This window comes from Nocardia sp. NPDC051832, assembly GCF_040681285.1.
Lineage (GTDB): Bacteria > Actinomycetota > Actinomycetes > Mycobacteriales > Mycobacteriaceae > Nocardia.
The window spans coordinates 1291372-1317249 of record NZ_JBFAYL010000003.1 but is presented as its reverse complement, the minus strand read 5'-3'; the positions used below and the strand labels follow the sequence as shown (position 1 = coordinate 1317249).

The window sequence follows — 25878 nt, the reverse complement described above, 5'->3', positions numbered from 1 at the left end:
CTCGTTCGAGACCTACAGCTCCGGCTGGTCGTAGGAGCCGACCGCGGCGCTGAGCACCCGCAGATGCGCCAATGCGCCACCGAGCGTCCGCTCGATCGCGGTCAGCCGCGCGACGTAGTGGCTCACCGGGTACTCCGCGGTGACGCCGATACCGCCGTGCATCTGGATCGCTTCCTGCCCGACGTGCCGGGCGGCACGGCTGACCTGCAACCGAGCCCGCGAGGCGATCACCGGGTCGGCCTTGCCGTCGGCCAGCGCCGCGTTCGCGTACAGGCTCATGCTGCGCGCCAGTTCCAGCGAGACGTACATGTTGGCGGCCCGCTGGGTCAGCGTCTGGAACTTCGACAGCGTGACGCCGAACTGCTTGCGCGCCTTCAGGTAGTCGGTGGTCAGCCGCAGCGCCTCTTCCATCGCGCCGATGGATTCGGCGCAGAGCTGGGCCTGGGCGTGCACGATCGCGGTCTGCACCGCCGCGGCGGCTTCGCCGAGCAGTTCGGCCGGGGCCGAGTCGAATTCGATCTGCGCGCCGCGCTGGCCGTCCACCGTGCGGTAGGACTTGCGGCTGACGCCGCTGGCGTCGGCGGCGACCAGGAACAGGCCGAGGCCGCCGTCCGGCAGCGTCGCGCTGACCACCAGCTCGTCGGCGCAGTCGCCGTGCCCGACCGGGTTCTTGGTGCCGGTCAGGGCGTACGAATCACCCTGCGCCACCGCCTTGGTGGACAGCTCGGCCGACGGCCAGCGGGTGCCGGGCTCGCCGTGCGCGAAGGCCAGCAGCTTCTCGCCCGCGGCGACCGCGGGCAGGATCCGCTGCCGCTGCTCGGCCGAACCGACCGCGGCCACCAGACCGCCGGGCACCAGGACGGCGTCCAGGAGCGGTTCGGGCGCGAGCCGGCGACCGAACTCCTCCAGCACCACCATGGTCTCCACCGGCCCGGCGTCCATGCCGCCGTCTTCCTCGCTGAAACTCAGGCCCAGCACGCCCAGTTCGGCGAGCTGCCGCCAGACCTCGCGGCTCCAGCCGAGTTCGGTGTCGGTGACCTTGAGCCGGGACTCGGGGTCGTAGTTGCGGGCCAGCAGGTCACGGACGGTGTCCCGCAGCATGACCTGTTCGTCGGTGAGTTCGAAGTCCATGGTGTCGCCTCACAATCCCAGGATCGTGGAGGAAATGATGGAGCGCTGCACTTCGCTCGAACCTCCGTAGATGGTCGTCTTGCGGTAATTCAGGTAACCGGGGCCGCTGTGCTGGGCCCACTCCGGGGAGGCGATGTCCTCGGCGTCCACCGGGAGGGCGTCCGGGCCGGCGATATCGAGCAGCAGCTCGGTGGCCGCCTGCTGCAATTCCGAACCGCGCAGCTTCAGCACCGAGGAGGCCGGATTCGGCTTGCCCTCTTCGGAATTGGAGACCACGCGGAGCTGGGTGAGCTCCAGCGCGAGCAGCTCGTTCTCCAGCTCGGCGACGCGCGCCGCGAACAGCGGATCCTCCAGCAGCGTGCCCGCGCCGGACTTGGTCTGGCGGGCGTACTCTTTCGCGACGCCGATCTTGACCTTGGTGCGGCCGACGCCGGTGATGCCGGTGCGCTCGTTGCCGAGCAGGTACTTCGCGTAGGTCCAGCCCATGTTCTCCTCGCCGACCAGCTGGTCGGCGGGCACCCGGACGTTCTCGAAGAAGACCTCGTTGACCTCGTAGCCGCCGTCGATCAGTTTGATCGGGCGCATGGTGACGCCGGGGCTCTTGACGTCGAAGAGCAGGAAGGAGATGCCGGCCTGCTTCTTCGGGGCGTTCGGATCGGTGCGCACGAGGCAGAAGATCCAGTCGGCGTACTGGCCCAGCGTGGTCCAGATCTTCTGGCCGTTGACGATGTAGGAATCGCCGTCGCGCACCGCGGTGGTGCGCAGCGAGGCCAGATCGGAACCGGCGTCGGGCTCGGAGAAGCCTTGGCACCACCAGATATCCAGCGCCGCGGTCGGCGGCAGGAAGCGCTCCTTGATCTCCTGGTTGCCGAACTGCGCGATCACCGGGCCGACCATCTGGGCGTTGAACGTCAGCGGCTCGGGCACCGAGGCCAGCTGCATCTCGTCCTGCCAGATGTGGCGCTGCATCGGGGTCCAATCCTTGCCGCCCCACTCCACCGGCCAGTTCGGCACGGCGAGTCCGTGGTCGTTGAGGATCTTGTGCGCGGCGACGATCTGCTCTTTGGACAACTCGCGGCCGTAGCGGACGCGGTCGCGGATCTCAGCGGGGATCTCGGTCCGATAGAACTTTCGCAGTTCGTCGCGGAAGGCGATCTCGTCGGGGGACAGGGATATTTTCATACAGGACTCCGTCCATGTCTCGTACGTCCGAGCCGAACTTACCCTCTGGTAATCGTGCGCTGTCAGGGGGATCACATCCGGGACAACACGCAGAGGTGCGAACTGGTACGTTGCTGGCGACGGGGTATGGGGACCCGCTGGTTTATTTCGAGGAGTATTTGAGTGAACGGCAGAACCATCGCGCGGGCGACGGCGGCAGCGACATCTCTCGGCATCAGCGCGGTTCTGACCATGGCGGGTCCGGCCTCGGCCGAGCCGAACACCCCCGATATCCAGGGCGCGCTCACCCAGCTCACCGAGAAAGTCGGCGCGGACGCGCCCGGCCAGGCCGGTGTCGGCGCGCTGACGCAGTTCACGAATCTCGTCGATGTCGCCGAGCTGCGCGACATCACTCCCGGCTGGACACCCTTCGCCTATGCCGCGCCGACCTTCGGCTGCGGCAGCAACGGGCCGATCACCACGATCATCGCCGCCGCCAACGCGCTGGGCCCCCGGCTCGCCGACGCTCCGAACCCGAGCCCGGGCTCGTTGCGGTTCAGCGCCTCCCCCGCGCACACCGGCATTCCGCTGAACTCCGGGCTGGTCGTCGCCTGGGTCAACGTCAACAACGGGGCCAGCGGCATCGACATGCTCGACGATCGCACCGAAACCGGTCTGCCCTCGCTCACCAAGACGGTGAATTCCGGCCCGGGCACCGTGATCGCGTCCATGTGGGGCGTCATCAACTACCCGTTCGCGAACTGTGTGATGACGCCGACCGTCGGGCTGTTCTCGGTGCCGGACCTGCCGCCACCGCCCGCCGACCCGGCCGCGCCCGCGGAACCCGCTCCGAACAGCGGGTCCGGCGAGCAGATCCCGGCCCCGCAGGCCCCCGCCATCAGCGGGGACCTGCAAAAGCCGAGCAGCTAGCGCACTTTCGCGAAGAACGCGCGGATATCCGCCGCGTGCATCTCCGGCATCTCCATGGCCACGAAGTGGTTACCGGTGTTGCCCTCCGGCCAGTGCACGATGTCGTTGTCCTGCTCGGCGAGCCGGCGCATCAGCGCTGAACCGCCGCCGTAGGTGCCCGTCGGTACCAGCTTCTGTCCGGTCGGCCACGCGAAGCCGCCGTCCTTGCCCAGCCCTTCGTACATCGGCCAGGACGAGGAGGCGACGGTGTTGGTGAACCAGTACAGGCTGATGTTCGTCAGCAGGTGATCGCGGTCGATCACGTCCTCGGCCTTGTCTGCCAGCGGCGTGAACTCGTCGAATTTCTGCGTGAGCCACGCCAGCAGGCCCACCGGGGAGTCGGTCCACCCGTGCGCGAAGGTCTGCGGCGCGGCCCGCAAAATCTCGTGATGGTTGATGCCGCCGGTCATCCACTGCTGCATCATGTCCCACTCCGCCCGCTCGGACGCGGACATGGTCGGGACATCAGCCTCGGTCGGCATGCCGATGCCGCCGTCCAGATGCACGCCCACCACCCGATCCGGGGCCGCGAGGGCGATCTCCGGCGCCACGTACGCGCCCAGGTCGCCGCCCTGCGCGCCGTAGCGTTCGTATCCGAGCCGGTCCATCAGCTCGACCCACATCCGGGCCACCCGGCGCACGGACATCTCCTCGTGCGGCGCCGCCGAGAACGCGAAACCCGGCACCGACGGAATCACCACGTGGAACGCCTGCGCCGGGTCCAGTCCGTGCGCCCGCGGATCCGTCAGCAGACCCACCGTTTTCGTGAACTCCACGAACGTGTTCGGCCAACCGTGGGTCAGGATCAACGGCAGCGCGTCCGGTTCCGGCGACCGCACGTGCACGAAATGCACATCCAGCCCGTCGATCTCGGTGACGAACTGCGGCAACTCGTTCAACGCCGCTTCCTGTGCCCGCCAATCGAATTCGGTCCGCCAGTAGTCGGCGAGCTCGCGCAGATACGCGACCGGCACGCCCCGATCGGACGGCTGCCCCGGCAGCTGCGCCGCCCACCGGGTGCGGGCGAGGCGGTCGTGCAGGTCATCCAGATCGGCCTGCGGAATGTCGATGCGAAAGTCTTTGATCGAGGTCATAGTCCCAAGTTAGAAGTCATCTAGGACTGATCAGGTCCTAGATCGCTAGAATCCTGAAAACCATGACCGACACCCCCGCCCGCCTCCTGCGCCTGCTGTCCCTGCTGCAAACGCCACGCGAATGGCCGGGCAGCGAACTGGCCGAGCGCCTCGGCGTCACCGATCGCACCGTTCGCCGCGACATCGACCGTCTCCGCGACCTCGGCTACCCCGTCGAAGCCACCCTCGGCGCGGCCGGCGGCTACCGCCTCGTCGCCGGAAAAGCCATGCCGCCACTGCTTCTCGACGACGAGGAAGCCGTCGCGATCGCCATCGGCCTGCGCGCCGCCGCGTCCTCCGCCCTCACCGGCATCGAGGAAGCCTCGGTCCGCGCCCTGACCAAACTCGACCAGGTCCTCCCCGCGAAACTCCGCCGCCGCGTCCAGGTCCTCGGCACGGCGGTGGCCCTCCCCACCGGCGACGGCCCCGCAGCCGACCCCGAAATCCTCACCATCCTCGCCGCCGCCGTCACCAACAGGGAGCGTGTCCGTTTCACCTACACCACCGCCACCGCGTCACACCGCCACCTCGAGCCCCTCGGCGTCGTCAGCTCCCGCCGCCGCTGGTACCTCGTCGGCTACGACCTCGACCGCACCGACTGGCGCGTCTTCCGCGTCGACCGGATCACCAACCCCCACCCCACCGCCGCCCGCTTCACCCCCCGCCCGCTCCCGGCCGCCAACCCCGCCGCCTACGTAACCGGCCACCGAACCAACTGGGGCACACCCCAATTCCACGTCGCCGTCACCCTCCAGGCCCCCGCGGACAAGATTTCCGGCCGCCTCGGCGACACCCCCGGCGACCTCACCCCCCTCACCAACCACTCCTGCCGCCTCGAAGCCACCCGAGACGACTCCCCAGAATGGCTGGCCCACCGCCTGATCACCCTCGGCGTCGACTTCGAAGTCCACGAACCCCCAGAACTGATCGACTGCCTCCGAGCGATCTCATCCCGCATCGCCAACGCCATCCCCCGTCAGCCCTCATAAACCGCTCAGCAGAGCCTCCGCAACGTCAGCCGTGGAAGACGCCATCCAAGTCGCGAGCCTCGAGCACCCGGGAGGTCCAACGTTGCAGCTGGGCCACGTCCGCCGAGCGAACACTCGCACCGACCGCATCTGGCACCGGCCCAAATTTCTGCTGAAGTAATTCGAGGAGCGCCTCGGCACGCCCCTCGGCTTTACCCTCGGCTTTCCCCTCAACCCTGCCCTCGTCTTTGCCCTCGGCGCGGAGTCGTTCGGCTGTTGTCACGATGACCTCCTTGGCTTCTGGTCCGGGCTGGTCAGCCATGCCCAGGCAAACTACGCCCAGACCATTTGCGACACACTGGTTTCCCCTGGAACGGGCTCAGATCGTGGGGCTGCTCACGGGTTCAAGCGAGGGCGGCGGTTCGGACGTCCGGGTGGGGGTCGCGGGCTAGGCGGGCCAGGAGATCGCGGGCGGCCTGGCCTCGAAATTTGTGCAGGGTGCCGGCGAGCGCCTCGCGGACGCCGGGGTCCGGGTGGTCGACGAGGTAGGCGAGGACGGTGGCGTCGCCGCGGCTCTTGGCGCGGAGGCCCCATAAGGCGTCCAGGATGGCTTCGTCGTCGGTCGCCGTGCGGAGTTGGTGCAGCAGGGCGGGTTTGGTGAGCGGCGGTGGCTCGCCGAAGCGGCTGCGGATGTCGGCTGCTTTGAAGGCGCCGCGGGGCAGGCAGACCGGGCAGGCGCAGGGTGGGCGGCCGTGCTGGTCGGGGGCGTAGCGCCAGCCGGTGACCTGTCGTAGATGACGGATCCGGTGGATCTCGGCGGCTGGGATCGCGCGCGGAATGAACACTTCGTAGCCGCGGGGGTCGTCGGTTCCGGCGATCAAGGCCGATGCTTCGGCCGCGGTGGTTTCCGCGCCGCGCTTCGAGTAATGGCCTACGACAACGGGTTCGTCGTCCGGGACCCGGAAATCGACGGCCACGAAAAGGCGCTGCCCGCCGCGTCGCAGCTCGCGGACCCATTGGTGCGCGAGGGTATACGAGGGGAGCATCGGCATGCAGTAGACGCCGGTGCGCGCACCGTAGCCGCTGTCGGCGCGAATACCCGCCCGGCGGATACGACGGACATACTTTTCCGGGGTTGCATGCACGAACATCGCCACCGCCTCACACTAGGCGGCCGGAACCCTTGGGGGGCAAGCGCTTTCCGGAGCGGCGGGTCAGTAGGCGCCGAAGACGTTGTCGATGGAGCCGTAGCGGGCGGCGGCGTAGTTGCAGGCGGCGGCGATGTTGGCGATCGGGTCGTAGATGTCCCAGGAGGTGCCTTCGACGTGGTAGCGCTCGAAGGTGGGGTCGATGACCTGGAGCAGGCCCTTGGAGGGGATGCCGGCGGCGGCGTTGGAGTCCCAGAGGTTGATGGCGCGGGGGTCGCCGCCGGACTCGCGGATGATGTTGCGGTGGATGCCCTCGTAGCTGCCGGGGATGTTGTGCTTGGACAGGACGTAGAGGGCGTTCTTGATCCAGCCATCGAGATCGTCGGAGAACAGCGGTTCCGGGGGCGGAAGCATGCCGGCCAGCGGGGCCGGGAGTTGCTGGACCAGACCCTGGACCTGGTTCTGCTGGTCCTGCGGCAGACCCTGCTGGGCCTGTTGCGCCTGCTCCTGGAGTTGCTGAGCGGGCTGCTGCAATTGCTCGGGAACGCCGGGGATCTCGGCGGACGCGTAGACGGGGACGGCCGAGAGGGTGACGATGACCGCGAGGGGGAACAGTTTGCGCAATGTCATGAGGCGGCATTCCTGGCTGATTCGAGTTCAGAATCCGCGGCTATAACAGGGCGCGCGGTCTGGTTTGGAAGGTCACAGACTGGTCGCGGAAGGTAAACATAAACTTAACAACCGGTGAACAAACAGGTGCATACACCCAGCGCCCCGGTCAGAGCGGGATTCTCGCCTCGAATTGAGACGTGCGTCACACCTCTGCCGCGAACGCGTGCCGGATGAAATCGCAGACCGCACCGACCGGGTCGGTGCCGGGCGGATACAACGCTTGGAGCTGACCGAGGACCGTGGACAGCACGATCGACGCCAGCAGTTCGGCAGCCGTGGACAGGTCCAAGTCGTCGCGAAAATAGCCGTGCGCGATGCCGGACCGGAGGAACAACTCGGCGTGCCCGACCGACCGGGTGTAGTTGTCGAACAGCCGCTGCGCGACCTCGGCGTCGATGGCCGCGGCCTTGAACGCGAGGAACAGCACCAGCTCGGAATCGGTGCGCGCGAACTCGAGGAACCGGCGGACCACCTGCGCGACCACCTCGACGGCAGCGTCGAGATGGAGCGCGGGATCGGTGCCGACACCCGCGAGGACGTAGTCGCGAAAACCGCGGAACCAGTCGTCGAAAACCACGTCCAGAATCTCGCGGCGGCAGCCGAAATAGGTGTAGAAGGACCCATGACTGAGCCCCGCGTGCTCGGCGATGTCGGCCGCCGACGCGCCGTGATAGCCGCGCGCCAGAATCAGCGTGCGCGCCGACGCGACCAGGGATGCTCGGCGCGCGGCTTGCACCGCGGCAGCCCGACCACCCGCGGCAGCATGACCACCTGCAACCTGATCGCCCGCAACCCGACCACCCGCAGCAGCATGACCACCCGCAGCAACCCGCCCACCAGCGGCAACCCGCCCACCAGCGGCAACCCGTCCGCCTGCGGCAACCCGTCCGTCCCCAGCAGCCCGCTCGTCCGCAGCAGCCCGTCCGTCCGCAGCAGCCCGCCCGTCCGCAGCAGCCCGACCGTCCGCAGCAGCCCGCCCGTCCGCAGCAGCCCGACCACCTGCGGCAGCCCGACCACCTGTGGCAACTCGTCCGCCTGCGGCAACCCGTCCGTCCCCAGCAGCCCGACCGTCCCCAGCAGCCCGACCGTCCGCAGCAGCCCGACCACCTGCGGCAACCTGTCCACCCGCGGCAGCCCGACCACCTGCGGCAACCTGTCCACCCGCGGCAGCCCGACCACCTGCGGCAACCTGACCACCCGCAGTAGCCCGACCACCTGCGGCAACTCGTCCGCCTGCGGCAGCATGACCACCCGCGGCAGCCTGACCGCCCTCGGCGGCATGCGCCGTCATAGCTGCTTTTCCGCGGGCCGCACCTCGAGCGCGCTACGGGCCAGGGCCGCGCCGACAGCCAGGAACCTGGTCAATTCCGCTGGGCGGGTCTGTCTTTCATGCAGTACGTGCACCAGACCCGGCACGCTCAGCGACATCAGCGTGTGCGCGTAGACCTGCGGGTCGATCGATGCGCGCACCCACCCCGCCGCTTGTCCGTCGGCCAGCGCCCGCGCCAGCGTCGAGACCATCAGGTCGGCCAGCCCGCGCAACCGCAGCAGCAGCTCGTCGTCGGCGGCGGTGGACTCCACCATGATGAGTTTCACCAATTCCGGTTCCCGCGTCAGGAATTCGGGTAGGTCCTTACACATCCGCTGTACTCGATCGAGCAGATCGTCCAGCGATTCGGCGGGCGCGCACAGCGGTTCGAGCTCGATCGCGGTCATCAGCCGCTCGATCGAATAGTCGAAGACACTGTGCAGGATCTCGGCTTTGGCGTTGAAGTACCGGTAGACGGTGCCGTGCCCGAGCCCGGCCGCCCGCGCGATCTCCTCGATCGTGGTGTCCTCGTAGCCCTGTGCGGCGAAGATCGCGTAGGCCGCTTCGGTGATCTGGGCGCGCCGGGCCTGCGCGATACCGGGCTGCGGCGGCCGGCCTCGACCGGGTGCCATGGGCTAGGGCGCGACCTTCTGCGGACCGTAATCGGTGACCTGCCAGGCGCCGCCGTTCTTCACGACGGTGACCGTCAGCAGGTTCGGCACCGAGGCGGGGTCCTTCTGCTGCACGTTCTGGGTGCGCTGGATCGCGAAAACCGTTACCCGATACTGATCGCCGGTCACCGAGTCGACCGCGGCGGAGACGGCGCTGCCGCTGGCCACCACCTGGGATTCGCTCATGATCTTGCCGAGCGTCTCGCGGACCTGCTTGTACCGATCACGCAAGGTGTCACCGGTACCGTCGGTGACCGCGGCGAAGAAGGCGTCGAGATTGCGGTAATCGTAAGTCAGCGAACGCTTCACATAGTCCCGCGCGATCTCGGTGGCGCGCTGCTCGTCAGCCGCGGCCGCCCGCAGATCAGCGGTTTCTGTTGCGGCGGAATGCCATTGGACACCGCAGACCACCGCCGCCACCGCCAAGATCGCGGCGACGGCGACCAGGATCGAGGTGCGCCGGCCGGCATCGGCGCGCACCGCGTCGAGGGCGAACGCGCGCGACGGTTCCGCGACGGTCTTGCTGTCGCCCAGTTCCGCAGCGGTCTTGCTGTCGTCCGGTTCCACAGCAGCGTCGGAGTCCGACTGCACTTCTTGGCTTTTCACGGCTGATTCCTCACTCTCGGTAGTCGTGTCAACGCGGCGGCACAACGCTCACCCGGGCCGCGCCGCCCTCGGGAAAGGCCGCCGACAGCAGGTCCACGATCGATCCGGCGTCCACCCGGAGCGGGCGCACCTGCGCGGTGGCGGGTTTCAGGACCGTCGCCAGCAGCGCGAAGTCCGGGAGCAGTTCGGTGAAGTAGTGGTCGACGTGCTGGACCAGCGGCCCCAGCGGCTCGTCCCAGATGTCGTACGCCTCAGGGGAGATGGCGGCGATGCTGTGCAGCAGGTGGATCACCGCCGGGTCGGCGCTGTTCAGCGCCGTTTCCAAGCCGCCGAGCTGTCCGCCCCTGCCCTCGAAGTTGTCACCCAGGATCTGAGTGTTGTCGTAGAGCCGGCCGAGGGCGGCCCCCTTGTCCCGCAACGTGTTCGCCATCAGCTCCAGCGCACGCCACATATTCCGGACCTCGTCGTCACGCCCGGTCCACCCTTGCTCCAGGGTGTTCTGGATCGACGCCAGCCGCACCGGATCCAGCTGGGCCACAATCCCGTTCATCTTGCCGAGCGCCTCGCCGACGGATTCGCTGACCCAGACCTGACGTTCCGGAATCACGCTGCCGTCGCGCAGATACGGACCGACATTGTCCGCGGGCCGGAAATCGAGGTACTGCTCGCCCGCGGCGGACAGGTTCGCGATCCGCACCTCACTGTGCGCCGGAACCTGATACCGCGCATCGAGTTCCACCCGGATCGCGAGCCCGGTCGCGGTGGTGTCGATACCGCGCACCCGTCCGATGGGCATCCCCCGCAGATTCGCCTGCGAAGTCTTCATCAATCCCCCCGAGGTGGCGACCTCGACTCGGACCACATAGGTCTGCCGGCGCGGATCCATATCCAGCACACCGAAAGTGAGGTAGGCAGCGCCGACCAGGGTCATCACCAGCAGCATGGCCAGCGAGACTGAAGCGGGAATCCTCATGGCACCAGTCCGATCGATCGCAGCACGGTGACCAGCTCGTCGGCCCGCGTCTCCGGGGTCCCGCCGTCGACCACCCGGACATTCGGCGGCGCGCTGAAGAACGGAACGAGCTTGTCGCGCAACAGCTTGTGCAAGGCGTCCAGGTTGGCCGGGACGGAGGTATCGGACTCGGCGATGGTGAGCAGACTGGGCGTGATCACCGAGATGATGCCGCGCACGTCCTCCTCGACCGGGAACAGCAGCTCCCCCACCCGCACCGAGAACGGCTTGATGGTCAGGATCAGCGCGACGACGCTGAACACCAGCTCCCCGAGACCGGCCAGCCGGGCGGGCCCGTCGGTCAGCACCCGGTCGACGTCGTTCTTGCGCGACTCCAGCACGATCGACACCTCGGCCGCCGCGGCCAGAATGCGATCCAGGTCGGCGGTATTGGCCGCCAGATCGTCCAGGGCCAGCCGCCCGGCCCGGGTGATGCGCTCGATCTCGGCCGGATCCTCCGGGAAGGCCGCGTTCACCTTGTTCACCAGCTCGGCGACATCGGTGATGGTGCCGCCGGTGACCACGGTGGACAGCCCGCGGACCAGCGCCTCGACATTGGTCGCCGGCAAGGTCTGGTCGACCGGAATGGTGTCGCCCCCGGCCAGGTACGGGCCGGCGGATCCGCGCGGCGGCTGCAGCGCGACGAAGATGTCACCCAGGATGGTGCTCTGCCGCAGTTCGGCGGTCGTCGATTTCGGCAGCCGCACACCGGCTTTCAGGTCGACGGTCGCGATAGCGAGGTCGCCGTGCAGCGCGACGTCGGTGAGCACGCCGACGTCGATGCCGTCGGCGACCACCTTGGCTTTCGCGGGCAGGTTCAGAACGCTGGCGAATTCGATTCGGATGGAATACTTCGCGCCGTCGACGTAAGTACCGCGGATCGGAATGTCGGTGGGGTCGAAGCCGCAGCCCGCGAGAACCAGCGCCAGGCCCAGCAAGATGATGCGCAGTCGTCTCATCGCGGCGCCTCCTGGCCGTTCAGCGTCCCCGCCAGCGGCGGCAGCGCCGCCAGCAGTTCGCCGATGCCGCCGGCCAGCGGCGGCAGCGTGTGGTGACTGAACGGCACGAACTGTTCGTCGAGGAACCGGTAGGCCTGCTCGTCGTACTTGGCGACATTGCGCACCAGGACCGGCAGCAGTGCCCGGGCCAGGTCCACCGAATTCGCCAAGCCCTCGGCCATTCCGGCCAGCGCCAGCAGACCGCCGCGCAGGTGGTCGAGCACGACGGCCATGTCCGGCCAGTTGGTGACGAACATGGTGGTGAGCGCGTCCAGGTTGTCGATCAGGTCGCGGACCTGGGCGTCCTTACCGACCGGATCGGCGAGCACGGTCGACATCCGTTGCAGCAGCTGGTTGAACTGCGGCCCGGTGCCCGCCAGCGCCTGGTCCGCGTGCGTGACCAGGTTCGCCAGTCCCTGATCGCTCTCGCTGCCCGCGAGAATGTCGTTGGACAGCGCCCCGATCGCGTCGAAGGCGGCGCTCACGCCCAGCGGCGTGCGGGTCCGAGACAACGGAATGCACTCGGAACCACTGAATTTCGGCCCGCCCGCGTAGGCCTTGCTGAGTTCCACCCGTCGATCGGTCACGATCGAGCTCGACATGGTGGCGGCGCCGACGTCGGCGGGCAGCGGGATGTCGGCGCGGACCTCCATCCGCACCAGCATCCGGTCACCCCGCGGTTCGATCGCCTCGATCTCCCCGATGTCGACGCCGAGCAGGCTCACGTGATTGCCCGGGTACAGGCCAGCGGTATCGGTGAATTCGGCGCACAGCGCGGTCATGCGATGCGGCACCACGCGTTCGGTCACGTCGGTGATCAGCGCGCAGCCGCTCACGGCGGCCGTGGCCACGATTACCGTGCCGCTCATCAGGATTCGCCTGAGCATCAGCACCCCCGGATCGGTGTCGGCACGCACAGTCCCGGGTCCGGCTGCGCGGGTTGCGAATTCGCGAGACCGAGCATCGGGGTGACGGTGGTGATGAATCCGCGCAGCGTGTCGATCACCGTGCGCAGTTGGTTCGGATCGGCCCACACCTTCCGGAAAGCCTCCTCCAGCTGGGTAACCGTGGGTTCGAGGCCGTCGCCGTAGGCGACGATCGGCCGGTGCAGCACCGCGACGGCCCGGGTCAGCAGGTCGAACGCGGCCACCAGCTCCCCTTGGTTGCGGTCGAGTTTGTCGGCGATCAGGCCGAGTTGGCGCACGAACTCGGCGAGCACCGCCTTGTCCTGAGCGGTGGCGCCGACGTATTCACCCGACACCTGGACCGCCTTGTCCAGCTGCCCGGACCGCTGTGCCAGTACGCCCGCGAGATCGTTGACGGCGCCGAGGATCTGGCGCACCGCCTCGGGCTGACCGGCCAAGCCTCGATCGATCTCGATCATGGTGTCGCGCAGCGTCTTTCCGTTGGCCTGCTGCAGGCCCGGCGTGACCGCCTCGAAGATGTCGGTCAACTCGAACGGCGTACGCGTGCGCTCGGGCGGAATGTGCTTGTCGCCCAAGTCATTCCGGCCCCTGGATTCCAGTGCCAGATAGTGCCCGCCGATGGGAGTCAGCAGCTTCACCTCGGCGGTGGTCAGGTCACCCAGCCGCACGCCGCGATCGACGCCGAACACCACCTCGACGTGATCGCCCACCAGATCGACCGTCTGCACCTTGCCGACCTTGATACCCGCGATGCGCACCTCGTCGCCGCTGCGCGCGCCGCCGGTGTGACGGAACTCCGCGACGTAGGTCTGTTCGCCGAACGGCACGAGATACACCACCGCGGAGGCCAAGAGCGCGAGCACGGTGCACGCCGCCCCCGCGATACCGATCTTCGCGTCCCGGCTGACCCCGGGGAAGAGTTTCCGCTTCATCGGCAGATCACCAATCCTTGGTTCCCGAGCACGACGGCGCCGATCCCCGGAATCTCGGCCTGCCCGCGCGAACAGTCGTAGGCGCGCTGCTGACCGGGCAGCGCGTTGTTGAGCCCGGTGAGCAATCCCGGCATCAGCGCCAGGATGTCGGTCAACTGGTCGGTGTGCGGCGTCAGCCTGCGCAGCATCGCGTCCAGCGGCAGGTAACTGTCGTCATACGCCGCCTGGCCCTGTTCCAGCAGCGCGACCAATGGACGCAGCGTCTTGTTCGTCGTGATCGCCGTATCCACCAGTTGGTCTGCCTTGCCGCTGAATTGGGCGACCAGTGCCGTCAGCTGCTTGACCAGTTCGCCGACCTGCGCGGATTTCCCGCCGATCTGATCGGAGATCTGACCGAGGTTGTGGATCAGCAGGATGATCACCGATTCCCGGTTGCGGGCGTAGCGGGTGAGGGTATCGAGATCGGCGAGCACCGGTCCGATGCCCGCACCGTCGCCGTTCAGCACCCGCAGCATGTTCTCGCCGAGCCGGTTGAGCGCGTCCGCGTCCAAAGTCTGGAACATGGGCTGGAATCCGTTGAACAGATCCGAGACGTCGAAGCTGGCGATGGTTCGTTCCAGCGGGATCACCGCACCCGCCGGGAGCCGGGACCCGGCCGAATTCTGCTGCTCCAGTTCGACATACCGCTGTCCGAGCAGGTTCTGGTAGCGCACGGCCGCGATGGTGTCACCGAAGATCGGCCGATCCCCGAGGACCGCGAAGCGCACCTCGGCCGCACCGTTGTCCAGATCCACCGACAGCACCGTGCCAACCGCGACGCCCGCCATTCGCACGTCGTCACCGGCGTAGAGCCCGGAGACATCGGTGAAAACCGCCGTGTAAGCGAGCTTGTCGCCGGGCACCGTCGGCCGCAGCGCCGCCACGATGATGGAGCCGAAAACGGCGATGATCACTCCGAAGATCGCCAGGCGCACCAGTGCGCCACGCACGCTGGTCATCTCGGTCCTCCGCCGCTCAATTCGACTTGCAGTTGCGGCTTTCCGTCGACGACCGGGAACGCGCTGCCGATATTGACGATCAGCTCATCGATCCGGTTGTAGGCGGGCGCGATGCTGCCGATCGAGGCGGCCAGCGGGATGAGCAGGTCCAGGACTCCGTCGATCACGATGGCCAAGTTCGGATTGTGCTTGCCCAGAATGTCGGTCACCCCTTCCACGACCACGTGCTGCAGGCCGCCGATGGCCTCGCGGGACTGTGCCCGGTTGAGCGGATCGGCGTAATAGGTGCTGTTGTCGAAGATGTCGCCGAGCAGGGTGACCAGCGCCGGCGCGGATTGCCGCAGCCCGTCGGAGTTCTCGGCGCCGATGTGCAGGTAGCGGCTGATCGGGCTGCGCTGCCGGTCCGCCAGCATGCGCGCGAATTCCAGCAGTTGCGCGGTGACCGGGCCGATGGAGTCCGAGCTGTCGGCGAGGAACTCCGAAATGCGTTCCAGCTGTTCGGAATCCACCAGCGCGAGCAGCTGACCGGCCCGGCGCAGGACGCCGGTGACAGTCGCGTTGGCGCTGTCGGCCCCGATCGTCAGGGTGCTGCCGGAGCGCAGCGGATTGCCCGCGCCCTCGGTCACGAGCTCGATCGCGGTGGAGCCGAACACATTCGACGAGGCGAAGCGGGCGGAGACATTGTCGGTGAGCACTCGCGCCTGGGCCGGGTCCAACCGCAGATCGATGCGCTGCCGACCCGGCGCTCCGATCTCCACACCGGACACCGAACCGATTTCCAGGCCCCGGAACTTCACCTGCGCGCCGGGCGCCAGGCCCTCGCCGATGGTCGCGGCGTCGATGGTCAGCTCGAAACTGTCCTCGAAACCGCCTTGCGCGTACTGGGATATCGCCACCGTGGCCACCACTGCGACGACGGCGACCGCCGCGCCGCGGAGCCGCAGCCCGAGCCGGCCCACCGAACGCCCCGAATGATCCTTGAATACCGTCATGGCCGCGCTACCCCGATATCCGTACGCCGGAGTCCAAGCCCCAGAACGCGATGGTCAGCACCATATCGGCCACCACGACCGCGACCAGGCTGGCGCGGATCGCGCGCCCGCTGGCCCGGCCGACCCCCTCCGGTCCGCCGCTGGCGTAGAAGCCCTGGTAACCGTGGATGAGCACGATCAGCACCACGAAGATGGTCGCTTTGAGCACCGAGGCGAGCACGTCGGCGGGCTGCACGAACACCCCGAAGTAGTGGTAGTAGGTACCCGAGGCCTGCCCGTGCAGCACGTTCACCACCACCGCGCAGGACAGGTAGCTGAGGATCAGCGTCAGCAGATACAGCGGGATGACGGTGATGACTCCCGCGATCACCCGCGTCGTCACGACGAACGGAATCGGTTCCACCGCTGTGGCTTCCAGTGCGTCGATCTCCTCCGAGATGCGCATCGCGCCGATCTCCGCCGTCATCCGGCAGCCGGCCTGGGCGGCGAAGCCGATGGCGGCCACCATCGGCGCCATCTCGCGAGTGTTGGCGTAGGCGGAGACGAACCCGGTGAGCGGGCCCATGCCGACCATGTTCAGCGCGGAGAAGCCCTCCACCCCGATCGAACCGCCGACCGCGATGCCCAGGAAGACCAGCACCATCACGGTGCCGCCGCCGACGATGAGTTTTCCGCTGCCCCAGGTGATGTCGGTCAGGATCAGCATGGTCTGGCGGCGATACACCCGCATCGTGTGCGGAATCGCCCGCAGCACAAGAAAACAGAAGGTCAGCTGGTGACCGGCGTGCTCGAGCGCGTCCAGCAGCATCCGGCCCGGCGCGTTCAGCTGCCGCCAGGCCCGCACCAGCGGCGGGCGGTACTGCGTCGATATCGCCATCAGCCGATCCTCTGCGGCAGGAACATCGTGAGCAGCTGGGTGATCACCAGATTGACGCAGAAGGTCGCGACGACGCCGATCACCACCGCCGAATTCACGGCGTTGGCAACGCCTTTGGGCCCGAGTTCGGTTTCCAGGCCGCGCTGGCAGGCGACCACCAGCACGATGATCCCGAAGACCACCGATTTCAGCAGCGCCACCACGAGATCGGCGAGCGAGGCGAAGGCGCTCAGCGAGGACATGTAGCTGCCCGCGGTACCGCTCTGGAAGCCGACATTGATGACGTAGCCGGTACCGATGCCCATGAAGATGATCAGGATGCACAGCAGCGGCGCGACCAGCATCATGGCCGCCAGCCGCGGGACCACCAGCCGACGGACCGGATCGATGCCCATGGTGCGCAACGCGTCGATCTCGTCGCGGATGGTGCGCGCGCCGAGGTCGGAGGCGATCGCCGCGCCGGCCGCGCCGCCGAGCAGCAGCGCCGAAACCATCGGTGCCCCTTGCCGGATCACGCCGAGCCCGCCCGCCGCGCCGGTGACCGAGGTGGCGCCGACCTCCTGGGTGAGCGTGCCGACCTGCACCGCGACGATGACGCCGAACGGAATCGCCACCAGCACCGCGGGAATCGCGGTGACGCTGACGATGAACCAGGATTGCAGGACGCTGTCGCGCCAGGGATGCCGCAGCGTGATGATGTCCCGGACCAGCCAGCGGAAAGCCTCTTCGGCCAAGACGAGCGCGCGGCCGAAGGTGCGCAGGCCGCTGCTGGTGGTTTCGATCCCCCAGCGCGCGAAACGGGCCGCCGGTTCCGGTAGTCGTCGTAGCGTGCGCTCTTGCAGTCCGATCATTGATCCCCCGTGCCTACCCGGTGTGTCTCACGCCACAGTCGATTTAAGCGACTGGCGCGCCAGTCTGTCAATAGATCGTCTGGGACAGAATCCACCAACCGGGGTGTGCGGGTGCACAAAAGGAGTGCCGCCGCGAAAATCGGCCAGCTACACGATGGCGAATTAGCCGAAATAGCATGCTATCAAGGGCAATTCGAGTCAGAAAACTACACAGCGACCTGGCACAAGATCAACAAATGCGTCTCAGTCAGTTGGACGAATGATCAACTGGCCAAGCGAATTCGCAGCAGCCCGCCGGCCTCGGTGCTCGCCAGCAACTCATCGGTCCGGCCTGGCACCGCGACCGCCGCCGTCATCGGCTCCGTGCTGAGCACCGAGCACACCCCGCCGGTGGCGGGGTCGATCCGCACCAGCTGACCCGACACGGTGGTGACATACAGCACCCCCGCGCCGTCGGCGTACAGGTCGTCGGCGAAGTCCGGAATGCCCAGGGACGTGGACAGATCCGCGAGCACACTCCGGTGCTCCGGTGTGGCGATCGAGAAGCTCGACACCCGGCCCAGCGGATTCCCGTTCGAGGTCAGATAGATCGTCTCGCCGCGCACCACGATGCCGTTGGCCCCGGTCCCCGTGGCCCGCGCGGTCCAGTCCTTGTCCACCACGCCGTCCCGGCCGATCCGGATGACACCGGACCCGGTGGCCGCCACATAGAGATTGCCCGCACTGTCGAAGGCCGCGCCGTTGGGCATGGTGAAGCCGGAGGCGAACACCTCCGGACGCGGATCGGCGGCCTCCGGGTCGAAGCGAACCACGCCGCCCGGGATCACCGCGCTGCTCGGCGCGTCGCCATAGACCACGTACAGCAGGCCGTCGGGCCCGAGCCGGATCGCACCGGGGAACGCCACCGAGACCGTGGCGGTCAGTTTGCCGGTGTTGTCGTAGCGCTGCACCTCGTTGCGGTAGAGCCGCGCGACCCACAGGTTCCCGCGGCGGTCGTATCCGAGGTTCTCCGCCCAGTCCAGCATCGGCGTGCCCGCGGGCAGCGCGGTGCTGACGCGGGCGCGCCCGCACGAGGTGAGCGGATCGGCGGCGGCCGTGGGCCCGGCCGAGACGGCCGCCGCGCAGCTCAGGGCGGCGACAGCAACGAGCCTGCGCACAGACATTCGGATCCTCCTAGCACCGCGATCTCGCCGGATTCTAGACCGATGGGGAATTTCTGGGGACCTCACCTGTGAGGCAGCAGATTTGGCACTATCGACGCATGCCTTTCTTCGACGGCGCGCGTGGCCGGATGCACTATCGGCGCTGGCCCGTGGAGAATCACAGCGCCATGCTGGTGCTACTGCCCGGTATCGGTCAGCACACCGGCCACTATCACCGCTTCGCCAAGTCGGTGCGGGCCGCCGGAATCGAGATGTGGGCGCTGGACACCGCGGGCCACGGACTCAGCGAGGGCGACCCGGAAAACCCCGGCACGCTGGCAGAACTGGTCGCCGACGCACTGCGCCTGATCGAAGTGGCCCGCACCGAGCTACCCCGGGCGCCGCTGCTGATTATGGGCCATTCGCTAGGCGCGGTCACCGCGCTCGGCCTGCTCGGGGCGGCGGTGCCCGACACCGCGTCGGCCGCGGATCTGGGCGCGGTCGAGGCGAATTGCCCGCTGGTCCCGAGCGTGGAACCGACCGCGCTGGCCGGTCTGGTGCTCTCCGGAGTGCCCAAGCGCGCCCTCGGCGGCGGTGCCCCGGGCGCGCTGGGTACGCCGCTGCCGCGCGGTCTGCCGATCCTCGCGGTGCACGGTGTGGAGGACCGCCGGGCGCCGATCGATGCGGTGCGGGACTGGACTGACCGCCACAACTGGGTAAGTTTGGTCGAGTACGACGATGCCGGACACGATCTGCTGCACGAACCGGTGCACGCGCGGGTCGCCGCCGACATCGCGGAGTGGATGCGTGAGGTCGTGCGGCCGGCGGGTGTGGCCCGGCTCGCGCGGCGATGAGGTGACAACGTAAGGGGGATGTGGTGCAGCCGAATACGACAACCTTGAACAGGGCCGTCCAGGAGGGCCAGCTCTGGATCGACGGCGTGCTGGTCGCCGACGGCGCGCACGAGAAGTGCGCGCAACGCTACGAACTGCTCGCCGAACAGGTCGAAGCCCAGATCGAGGTGCTGCGCGCGGCGACCACGCTGCCCGGCTTCGGCGGGTTCGACTCCGGCGCGGCGCTGCGCGGCGGTTTCGAGAGCAAGGCCACCGAGGCGCTGACCGAACTGCAGAACTACGCCACCGCCGCCCGGGAACTGGCGCGCACCTTCCGCGCCGCCGCCGCGGCCTATCAGCGTGGCGACGAGGATCTCACGGTCGCGCTGAACCGGTTGGAAGACATGGGAGCGGCCAATGCGTGAAATCCAAGTCACCACCGAACGCTGGCCGCACACCCGCACCGACCCGGATTACGTGCCCAGCGTGGAGATCTTCGACAACATCACGCACAAGGAGATCCACGACAAGGTCCAGCTGATGGACCCGACCGTGCTCAGCGCCGGCCAGCAGGCCTGGCAGCAGACCGCGACCGGCCTGGCCGACGCGGTGACGCTGGCGCACACCGAGATTCGCGCCACCATCGCCGACGGCTGGCGCGGCGGGGCAGCACAGACCGCCGCCGACGCGGTGCGGGCGTTCGAACAGCAGGGCAGTCAGCTGGCCGACGTCATGTCGACGGTGGCGCAGCGGCTCGGCCAGGCCGGGGACGCCGCCGAGAGCTTGCGCTCGGCGGTCGGCATCCCGTCCGGCGAGCAGCCGGATCTGTCGGCGGCGCTGCTGGATCCGAATCAGGCCACCGGGAACGCGGCCACTCAGAAGGCGGTTGAGAACGACCGCCAGGATGTGGTGGCGGCGATGGAGAGCATCTACACCAACGCGTTCATCCAGAGCGGCGCGGGCGTGCCCGCGTTCCCCGACGCGACCGTGGTCGACGCCCCGGCCCCGGCCGCGAACCCGAGTTCCCCGGTGCTGACCGCGCAGGCTCCGGTGCTCGATCCGGGAAGTCCTGCGACGCAGCCGGTTTCGACCGTTCCAGGAACCACTCAGCCCCCGGCGCAGGCACCCGAGCCCGCGGCCGCCGAGCCCGAACCCGGCGCGACGACGCCCGCCTCGGTACTGCCGGTGACCAGCCTGCTGGGCACCGCGCTGCCGGGCGACACCACGCCCGCGGCGGCGTCCACCGTTCCGGCCACCGCCGCCACCGCGCCCACCACTCCGGTCGCGGCGGCCACGCCGGAACGCGTGGCTCCCGCGCCGGCCGGTGCGCCGGTCGCCCCGGCGGCCGCCGCGCCCACCGTGCCCAGCGGCTTCGCCACCACCACCGCCGGCGCCGACGACGAGCGCAAACGCGAGGAACGCAAACGCGACACCAGCACCGACGCGGTCACCGGAGCGGGTGTCGGCGCGATGGGCGGCCTGATGGGCGGCGCGCTCGCGGCGGGCGGCGACACACCCCGCTCCGGCGGCGGCCCCGGACCTCGCCCGGCCGCGGCTTCGTCGCACGACGACGAGGACGAAGACGACGAACTGCATTGGACCGACGACGAACTCACTTTCCTCGAACCCGCCGATGAACCCCGGGAACTGATCGGTTCGATGGACCCGACCACGCCCCCGGTGGTCGGCGAATGGACCGAACTGGAGTGAACACCCCTGTGCCACCCGCGAGTTCGGCCATGAACTGGACTTTGACTCCCGACCAGTTCGCTCTGGCCTGGTCCCGCACCGACGGTGACCGCATCCCCTACCCCCTCGCGGTCCGGCTCTCGGCCCGCGACACCACCGAGCGCGCGGCCCAGCTGCCCGCCCTGCACGAGTGGTGCGATCAGGTCCTCGACGCCGAGCTGGCGGCGGCTTTGCGGGCGCTGGCCGATCCCGCTGTGCGCGTGGAGGTTTACGGCGAGCGCCGGGCCGGTGACCCCGCCGTCCCGGCGCGGCAGGCACCCCAGGAGGCGCTACCCGGCACGGTCGGCCCGCCCGTTCCCGATGCCGGACCCGGCGAATTCGAGGGCGAATCCGTCCGCCCGATAAGGATTCTCGGCGCCATCTCCGGCAATATCGCGGTAGTGGCCGCCCAGCGGCCCGGCGCCGTGCCGGACCACGGCGGCGATATCCGGCTGTTCGTCACCACCCCGAAAAGCCTTGCGTCGCGGGTGGTCTCGATGCTGCCCAAGGAATCCCCCGGCGCCCTGGCCCGCTTGACGGCCCCGCTGGCGAAGGTCACCGAGGACAGCCGCGACATGGTCACCATGCAGGTCGCGGGCCCCACCACCCCGGCCCGGATTCGCAAGCTCCTCAACCATCCGCGGGACGGGATCGGCCAGATCGTGGTCTCGCTCCGCCGCCCGGGCGGTGATCTGCGCCCCTTCGGCGTCCTGTGCTGGATCGATGTCCGCGCCGACGGCCGCTACACCGTGCGCACCGGCGCCGACGTCGACGTCACGCCCGTGGACGCGGAGGGTTTCCGGGATGCGTTGCGGCCCATGCTCACGGCGGCGGAGAAGAAGACCACCGCCTACGCGCAGACCTGGTGATGCCCGCGGCGTGACCTGGATCACGTGGTGTCACAGCACTGACGACCGCGGTGTCTTGATGTCGAACCTGGAAAACAGAGGAGAACATCATGAACATCGCACTGTGGATCGCCGCCGGACTGCTCGCCGTCGCGGCGCTGGCGGCGGGCGGCTCCAAGCTGGTGCTGCCCAAGGCGAAACTGAGCGGCAATCCCGGCGGTGACTGGGCCGCCGACTCCAGCGACGCCTTCGTCAAGACCCTCGGCGTCCTCGAGGTCCTGGCCGCGATCGGCCTGATCCTGCCCGCCGTGCTCGATATCGCGCCGATCCTGGTTCCGGTGACCGCGGTCTGCTGGATCCTGCTGATGATCGGCGCGATGATCGCCCACCTCCGGTACGAGGGCGGCGCCAAATTCGCGGCGGCGAACGCGGCCTACATCGTGCTCGCGGCCTTCATCGCCTGGGGACGATTCGTCCTGGAACCATTCGCCTGATCGGCGGCTGCGACCATAGGGGCCGCGGCAACCAGTGCCGGACGCGACGGAAAAGGATCGATAGATGAGCGACAACGCCACCACCCCGGCGACCGACAGTTTCCTCGCGCACCGCAACCTGCTCTTCACCGTCGCCTACGAGATGCTCGGATCGGCCGCCGACGCGGAAGACGTGTTGCAGGAGACCTGGCTGCGCTGGGCCGAGGTCGACCTGAGCACGGTCCTCGACGAGCGCGCCTACCTGGTACGCATCACCTCCCGCCAGGCGCTCAACCGATTACGCAGCCTGAATCGGCGCAAGGAGTCCTATGTGGGCCCCTGGCTGCCCGAACCGCTGCTCACCGCACCGGACGTGGCCGAGGACATCGAGCTCGCCGAAAGTCTCTCGACCGCGCTGATGCTCGTCCTGGAGACGCTCTCCCCAACGGAGCGGGCCGTGTTCGTGCTGCGCGAGGTCTTCGACGTGAGTTACGACGAGATCGCGGCCTCGGTCGACAAGACTCCGGCGGCGGTGCGCCAGATCGCGCACCGCGCGCGCCAGCACGTCGACGCCCGCCGCCCCCGCTCGACAGTGACCCGGAGCCAGACCAAGGCGGCGCTGGAATCCTTTCAGCGCGCCCTGGAAACCGGCGACCCGCAGAACCTGCTCGACATCCTCGCCCCGGATGTCGTCCTGCTCGCCGACGGCGGCGGCATCAAGCGCGCCACCGCGCGTCCGATCCTCGGCTCGGACAAGGTGGCCCGCTACCTGGCCGGCGGCCTCGGCAAGGTCGCGGGCCGGTACCTCTTCGTCGACACCGTGGTCAACGGCCAGCCGGCCCTCGCGATCCATCTGGACGACGAGTTCGACGGCATCATGACCCTGCGCGTCGAAGAAGGCCGCATCACCGGTCTCTACTTCGTCCGCAACCCGGAGAAGCTGACCCACGTCGACTCCGAAACCCAGTTCACCCTGCGCTGAAACCATTGCGGCGCATACCCGCCCAGGATTGCGGGAGGTAGCGCAACCGGCGCGGTGCGATCGTCCAGGCGGTGCGCACGGTGTGCCGGAACACCTCGAACGCGGCCTGGTCCAGGCGCGTCCAAGTCCAGCCGAGGGTTGCGCGGGCTTCGGGCGGCATGGTGGCGTTGGAGATCCAGACGCCCACGCCCAGCACCGGATAGCGCAGGACCTGCCAGAGGAACTCCGGGATGCCGGGCGGCGGCGGCACGCGCTTGCGATGGATGGCGGCGGCGAAGCCGGTGGTGTAGTTGCTGCCCAAGGCTTCTCGAAGCATATGCCGCCAATAGCGCTGGTAGGTCTCATAATCGCCGAAGGCGGGGCGTTCGCTCATCCCGTAGAGCCGCCACCAGGTCAGGCCCTCGGCGACGAGCTGGCGTTTCTCGTCCTCGGTCAGCGGCGTGCCGAAGAACTCCTGGGTGGCGATGATCGACTCGTAGAAGGTGACGTGGGTCCACCAGTACACGTCGGGATCCAGTGCGTGATAACGGTTTCCGTGCTCGTCGGCGCCCTTGATCGGCCGGTGGAAGTCGCGGACGATCGCGGCTTTCTCGTCCGGGCGGGAGTCGTAGATCATGGCGTGGATCGGGGCGATGGAGCGTTCGAAGCGATTCATCGGGTCGGCGAAGAAGTTCGAGTGCTCGCGCAACGCCAGGTCCAGCACCGGGTGCATGTTCTGCAAGGTCCCGGCGCGGCCGAGGATGAGCATGGACCGGATGTCACCGAAGTGCTTCCACGTCAACGATTCCGGGCCCAGCGGCGCGGACGTGTTCCAGTCCGCGCCTTTGACGAATCCGCTCATACGGTCGAGTCCCCTCTGTGGTGCTGATCTCTTCGACCGTATCTGGCAATAACTGCTACCTGATCGAGAAAACCGGCCGCGCTCAGGTGAGTTCGGCGAGGACGATGGCGAGGGCCAGCAGCGTGTCGAGCACCATGCAGAACTCGGCGAGGGATCGGGCCACCACCCGATCGGCGCGGAAATGATAGAAGTCCCAGGCGGTGTGGCCGAGCAGTCCGGCCGCGACCAGGTAGGCGCCTAGTTGCTCGTTCACGACCAGCGCGGTCAGCGCGACCGCGCCGAACGCCAGCACGGCCAAGCCCTGCACGGTGATGTCGCGGTGCTCGATCACGGCGTAGGCCACCAGCGGGACGGCGAGCGCGAGCAGCACTACCGTGCTGTCCAGCCCGGCGATCTTCGCGATGGTGATGACGACGAAGGTGCCGAGAAACAGTGGCCAGGCGGTGGATTGGCGGCCCAAGGCGGCCGCGCCGAGATAGATCAAGGCCGAGGCCGCGATGATCTGTGCGAGGTCGACGCCGGTGGCCAGGTCGTAGGCGGTGATCGCGGCGAAGGCGATGCCGGCGAGGGTGGGCCAGCGGCGGGCGGGAGCCCAGTGGCGGGTGAGAGTTGTCATGGGTCAACGGTCCGGTTCGCGACCCGCATGGCTCCAGCGGGAGGGACAGAGATGTCGGTAATCCTGGGATTCGTGTCCGCGCGACTAGGATTGGCATGGTGAACGATGCGCTCGTCGTGGTGGTCGGCTACCACGGCGTCGAACTGCTCGACATCGCGTGCGTGACCTCGAGTCTGGACATGGCCAACCGGATGGGCGCGACGCCGCGCTACCGCATGCTGGTCGCGACGCCGGGCGGTGCGCCGGTGGAATGCAATTCCGGGCTCAGCCTGCCGGGCCAGGAAGCGCTCGAGCAGGTCAACGAATCCATCGACACCCTCATCGTTTCCGGCGGCCTCGGGCACTGCGACGCGGCGGCCGACGCGAAGATCGTCGGCCATGTCCGCCGCCTCGCCCGCCAGTCCCGCCGGGTCGCCTCGATCTGCACCGGCGCCACGGTGCTCGCCGCCACCGGGCTGCTGGACGGGAAAAGCGTGACCACGCACTGGTTCTACGCCGACCAGCTGGCCAAGAGCTACCCGAAAGCGCAGGTCGACCCGAACCCGATCTTCGTGCGCGATGGGAACGTGGCCACCTCCGGCGGCGTCACCAGCGCCCTCGACCTGACCCTCGCGTTCATCGAGGAGGACCACGGCGCGGAGGTCGCGCGCCGAGTCGCGATGGGGCTGGTCACCTACCTGCGCCGCCCCGGAAGCCAATCCCAGGTCAGCACTTTCGTCGCCAGCCCCCCACCCGAACACCCGCTCATCCGCCGAGTGGTCGAGCACATCGCCGCCCACCTCGACGCCCCCCTCACCACTCCCACCCTCAGCGCCCTAGCCGGCACCAGCGAACGCCACCTCACCCGCCTGTTCCTCCAGGAAACCGGCCAAACCCCAGGCAAATACATCCGCCGCACCCGCGCCGAAACCGCCGCCCGCCTCCTGACCTCCACCGGCCTACGCCTCGAAGAAATCGCCACCCGCTGCGGCTATACCTCCCCCGAAACCCTCCGCCAAGCCTTCACCACCCACTTCGGCCAATCCCCCTCCACCTACCGCACATCCCACCGCCCCCAATGA

30 protein-coding genes are annotated in these 25878 nt (G+C 68.4%); 9 read left to right on the top strand and 21 right to left on the bottom strand.

Annotated features, from left to right (window positions below; all coding sequences use genetic code 11):
* Positions 1–12: 12 nt before the first annotated feature.
* Together AB0M14_RS23820 and AB0M14_RS23815 are read right to left on the bottom strand one after the other, a co-directional pair.
* A complete protein-coding gene (locus AB0M14_RS23820) occupies positions 13–1131 on the bottom strand; it encodes an acyl-CoA dehydrogenase family protein (protein ID WP_364998410.1) in 1119 nt (372 codons plus the stop codon).
* Between the two features lie 9 nt (positions 1132–1140).
* Complete coding sequence (locus tag AB0M14_RS23815; protein WP_364998408.1) at positions 1141–2313, bottom strand: acyl-CoA dehydrogenase family protein; 1173 nt, start codon at positions 2311–2313, stop codon at positions 1141–1143.
* 162 nt (positions 2314–2475) lie between these two features.
* Between AB0M14_RS23815 and AB0M14_RS23810 the strand changes: the two genes are divergently transcribed.
* A complete protein-coding gene (locus tag AB0M14_RS23810; protein ID WP_364998406.1) occupies positions 2476–3222 on the top strand; it encodes a hypothetical protein in 747 nt (248 codons plus the stop codon).
* Here the strand turns inward: AB0M14_RS23810 and AB0M14_RS23805 are convergent.
* Complete coding sequence (locus AB0M14_RS23805; protein ID WP_364998404.1) at positions 3219–4355, bottom strand: epoxide hydrolase; 1137 nt, start codon at positions 4353–4355, stop codon at positions 3219–3221. The two genes, AB0M14_RS23810 and AB0M14_RS23805, sit on opposite strands and share 4 nt — an antisense overlap.
* Before the next feature lie 62 nt (positions 4356–4417).
* On the opposite strand from AB0M14_RS23805, the gene AB0M14_RS23800 reads away from it, so the two are divergent.
* Complete coding sequence (locus AB0M14_RS23800) at positions 4418–5383, top strand: YafY family protein (RefSeq protein ID WP_364998402.1); 966 nt, start codon at positions 4418–4420, stop codon at positions 5381–5383.
* A gap of 25 nt (positions 5384–5408) precedes the next feature.
* Here AB0M14_RS23800 and AB0M14_RS23795 read toward each other — a convergent pair whose 3' ends face one another.
* The 16 genes from AB0M14_RS23795 to AB0M14_RS23720 form a co-directional block, all read right to left on the bottom strand.
* On the bottom strand, positions 5409–5684 hold the full coding sequence (locus tag AB0M14_RS23795) for a hypothetical protein (RefSeq protein WP_364998400.1): 276 nt from the start codon (positions 5682–5684) through the stop codon (positions 5409–5411).
* An 82-nt stretch (positions 5685–5766) separates the two neighbouring features.
* Positions 5767–6513 carry a HEAT repeat domain-containing protein gene (locus AB0M14_RS23790; protein WP_364998398.1) on the bottom strand — a complete coding sequence of 249 codons (747 nt, stop codon included), beginning with the start codon at positions 6511–6513 and terminating at the stop codon, positions 5767–5769.
* 63 nt (positions 6514–6576) lie between these two features.
* The gene (locus AB0M14_RS23785; RefSeq protein ID WP_364998396.1) at positions 6577–7140 is read right to left on the bottom strand and encodes a transglycosylase SLT domain-containing protein; all 564 of its coding nucleotides are present in this window, start codon (positions 7138–7140) and stop codon (positions 6577–6579) included.
* Positions 7141–7324: 184 nt separating this feature from the next.
* Positions 7325–7918 (bottom strand): TetR/AcrR family transcriptional regulator, encoded by a 594-nt coding sequence (locus AB0M14_RS23780; protein ID WP_364998394.1) that lies wholly within the window; start codon positions 7916–7918, stop codon positions 7325–7327.
* Complete coding sequence (locus tag AB0M14_RS23775) at positions 7870–8433, bottom strand: hypothetical protein (protein WP_364998392.1); 564 nt, start codon at positions 8431–8433, stop codon at positions 7870–7872. Before AB0M14_RS23775 ends, AB0M14_RS23780 begins: the two co-directional genes overlap by 49 nt.
* Positions 8434–8469: 36 nt before the next feature.
* On the bottom strand, positions 8470–9123 hold the full coding sequence (locus AB0M14_RS23770; RefSeq protein WP_364998390.1) for a TetR/AcrR family transcriptional regulator: 654 nt from the start codon (positions 9121–9123) through the stop codon (positions 8470–8472).
* Positions 9124–9126: 3 nt separating this feature from the next.
* Positions 9127–9768 carry a hypothetical protein gene (locus AB0M14_RS23765; RefSeq protein ID WP_364998388.1) on the bottom strand — a complete coding sequence of 214 codons (642 nt, stop codon included), beginning with the start codon at positions 9766–9768 and terminating at the stop codon, positions 9127–9129.
* Positions 9769–9796: 28 nt separating this feature from the next.
* The gene (locus AB0M14_RS23760; RefSeq protein WP_364998386.1) at positions 9797–10741 is read right to left on the bottom strand and encodes an MlaD family protein; all 945 of its coding nucleotides are present in this window, start codon (positions 10739–10741) and stop codon (positions 9797–9799) included.
* Positions 10738–11739 carry an MlaD family protein gene (locus AB0M14_RS23755; protein WP_364998384.1) on the bottom strand — a complete coding sequence of 334 codons (1002 nt, stop codon included), beginning with the start codon at positions 11737–11739 and terminating at the stop codon, positions 10738–10740. Before AB0M14_RS23755 ends, AB0M14_RS23760 begins: the two co-directional genes overlap by 4 nt.
* Positions 11736–12647: an MlaD family protein gene (locus AB0M14_RS23750; protein WP_364998382.1), complete on the bottom strand. Its 912-nt coding sequence runs from the start codon at positions 12645–12647 to the stop codon at positions 11736–11738. Before AB0M14_RS23750 ends, AB0M14_RS23755 begins: the two co-directional genes overlap by 4 nt.
* Positions 12648–12664: 17 nt before the next feature.
* Entirely contained in the window at positions 12665–13636 is a 972-nt protein-coding gene (locus AB0M14_RS23745) for an MlaD family protein (RefSeq protein WP_364998380.1), read from the bottom strand.
* Entirely contained in the window at positions 13633–14634 is a 1002-nt protein-coding gene (locus AB0M14_RS23740; RefSeq protein WP_364998378.1) for an MlaD family protein, read from the bottom strand. Before AB0M14_RS23740 ends, AB0M14_RS23745 begins: the two co-directional genes overlap by 4 nt.
* On the bottom strand, positions 14631–15626 hold the full coding sequence (locus tag AB0M14_RS23735) for an MlaD family protein (protein ID WP_364998376.1): 996 nt from the start codon (positions 15624–15626) through the stop codon (positions 14631–14633). Before AB0M14_RS23735 ends, AB0M14_RS23740 begins: the two co-directional genes overlap by 4 nt.
* 7 nt (positions 15627–15633) lie before the next feature.
* The gene (locus tag AB0M14_RS23730; protein WP_364999042.1) at positions 15634–16434 is read right to left on the bottom strand and encodes an ABC transporter permease; all 801 of its coding nucleotides are present in this window, start codon (positions 16432–16434) and stop codon (positions 15634–15636) included.
* Between the two features lie 68 nt (positions 16435–16502).
* On the bottom strand, positions 16503–17354 hold the full coding sequence (locus tag AB0M14_RS23725) for an ABC transporter permease (protein ID WP_364998373.1): 852 nt from the start codon (positions 17352–17354) through the stop codon (positions 16503–16505).
* A 263-nt stretch (positions 17355–17617) separates the two neighbouring features.
* Positions 17618–18517, bottom strand: a complete 900-nt coding sequence (locus AB0M14_RS23720) for a hypothetical protein (protein WP_364998371.1) — start codon at positions 18515–18517, stop codon at positions 17618–17620.
* A gap of 98 nt (positions 18518–18615) precedes the next feature.
* Here AB0M14_RS23720 and AB0M14_RS23715 point away from each other — a divergent pair, with 98 nt between their 5' ends.
* The 6 genes from AB0M14_RS23715 to AB0M14_RS23690 all read left to right on the top strand — a co-directional run bounded on the left by AB0M14_RS23715 (position 18616) and on the right by AB0M14_RS23690 (position 23360).
* Positions 18616–19350 (top strand): alpha/beta fold hydrolase, encoded by a 735-nt coding sequence (locus AB0M14_RS23715; RefSeq protein ID WP_364998369.1) that lies wholly within the window; start codon positions 18616–18618, stop codon positions 19348–19350.
* 44 nt (positions 19351–19394) lie between these two features.
* Complete coding sequence (locus tag AB0M14_RS23710; RefSeq protein WP_364998367.1) at positions 19395–19754, top strand: hypothetical protein; 360 nt, start codon at positions 19395–19397, stop codon at positions 19752–19754.
* Positions 19747–21039 carry a hypothetical protein gene (locus AB0M14_RS23705; protein ID WP_364998365.1) on the top strand — a complete coding sequence of 431 codons (1293 nt, stop codon included), beginning with the start codon at positions 19747–19749 and terminating at the stop codon, positions 21037–21039. The genes AB0M14_RS23710 and AB0M14_RS23705 overlap by 8 nt, the downstream gene beginning before the upstream one ends.
* A gap of 29 nt (positions 21040–21068) precedes the next feature.
* Positions 21069–21926: an ESX secretion-associated protein EspG gene (locus AB0M14_RS23700; RefSeq protein WP_364998363.1), complete on the top strand. Its 858-nt coding sequence runs from the start codon at positions 21069–21071 to the stop codon at positions 21924–21926.
* A gap of 89 nt (positions 21927–22015) precedes the next feature.
* Positions 22016–22399 (top strand): DoxX family protein, encoded by a 384-nt coding sequence (locus tag AB0M14_RS23695; RefSeq protein WP_364998361.1) that lies wholly within the window; start codon positions 22016–22018, stop codon positions 22397–22399.
* Positions 22400–22463: 64 nt separating this feature from the next.
* Positions 22464–23360, top strand: a complete 897-nt coding sequence (locus tag AB0M14_RS23690; protein ID WP_364998359.1) for an RNA polymerase sigma-70 factor — start codon at positions 22464–22466, stop codon at positions 23358–23360.
* Here AB0M14_RS23690 and AB0M14_RS23685 read toward each other — a convergent pair.
* Both AB0M14_RS23685 and AB0M14_RS23680 read right to left on the bottom strand, forming a co-directional pair.
* Positions 23347–24201: an oxygenase MpaB family protein gene (locus AB0M14_RS23685; RefSeq protein WP_364998357.1), complete on the bottom strand. Its 855-nt coding sequence runs from the start codon at positions 24199–24201 to the stop codon at positions 23347–23349. The two genes, AB0M14_RS23690 and AB0M14_RS23685, sit on opposite strands and share 14 nt — an antisense overlap.
* Positions 24202–24283: 82 nt before the next feature.
* Positions 24284–24817 carry a hypothetical protein gene (locus tag AB0M14_RS23680; RefSeq protein WP_364998355.1) on the bottom strand — a complete coding sequence of 178 codons (534 nt, stop codon included), beginning with the start codon at positions 24815–24817 and terminating at the stop codon, positions 24284–24286.
* A 95-nt stretch (positions 24818–24912) separates the two neighbouring features.
* Here AB0M14_RS23680 and AB0M14_RS23675 point away from each other — a divergent pair, with 95 nt between their 5' ends.
* A complete protein-coding gene (locus AB0M14_RS23675; protein WP_364998353.1) occupies positions 24913–25878 on the top strand; it encodes a GlxA family transcriptional regulator in 966 nt (321 codons plus the stop codon).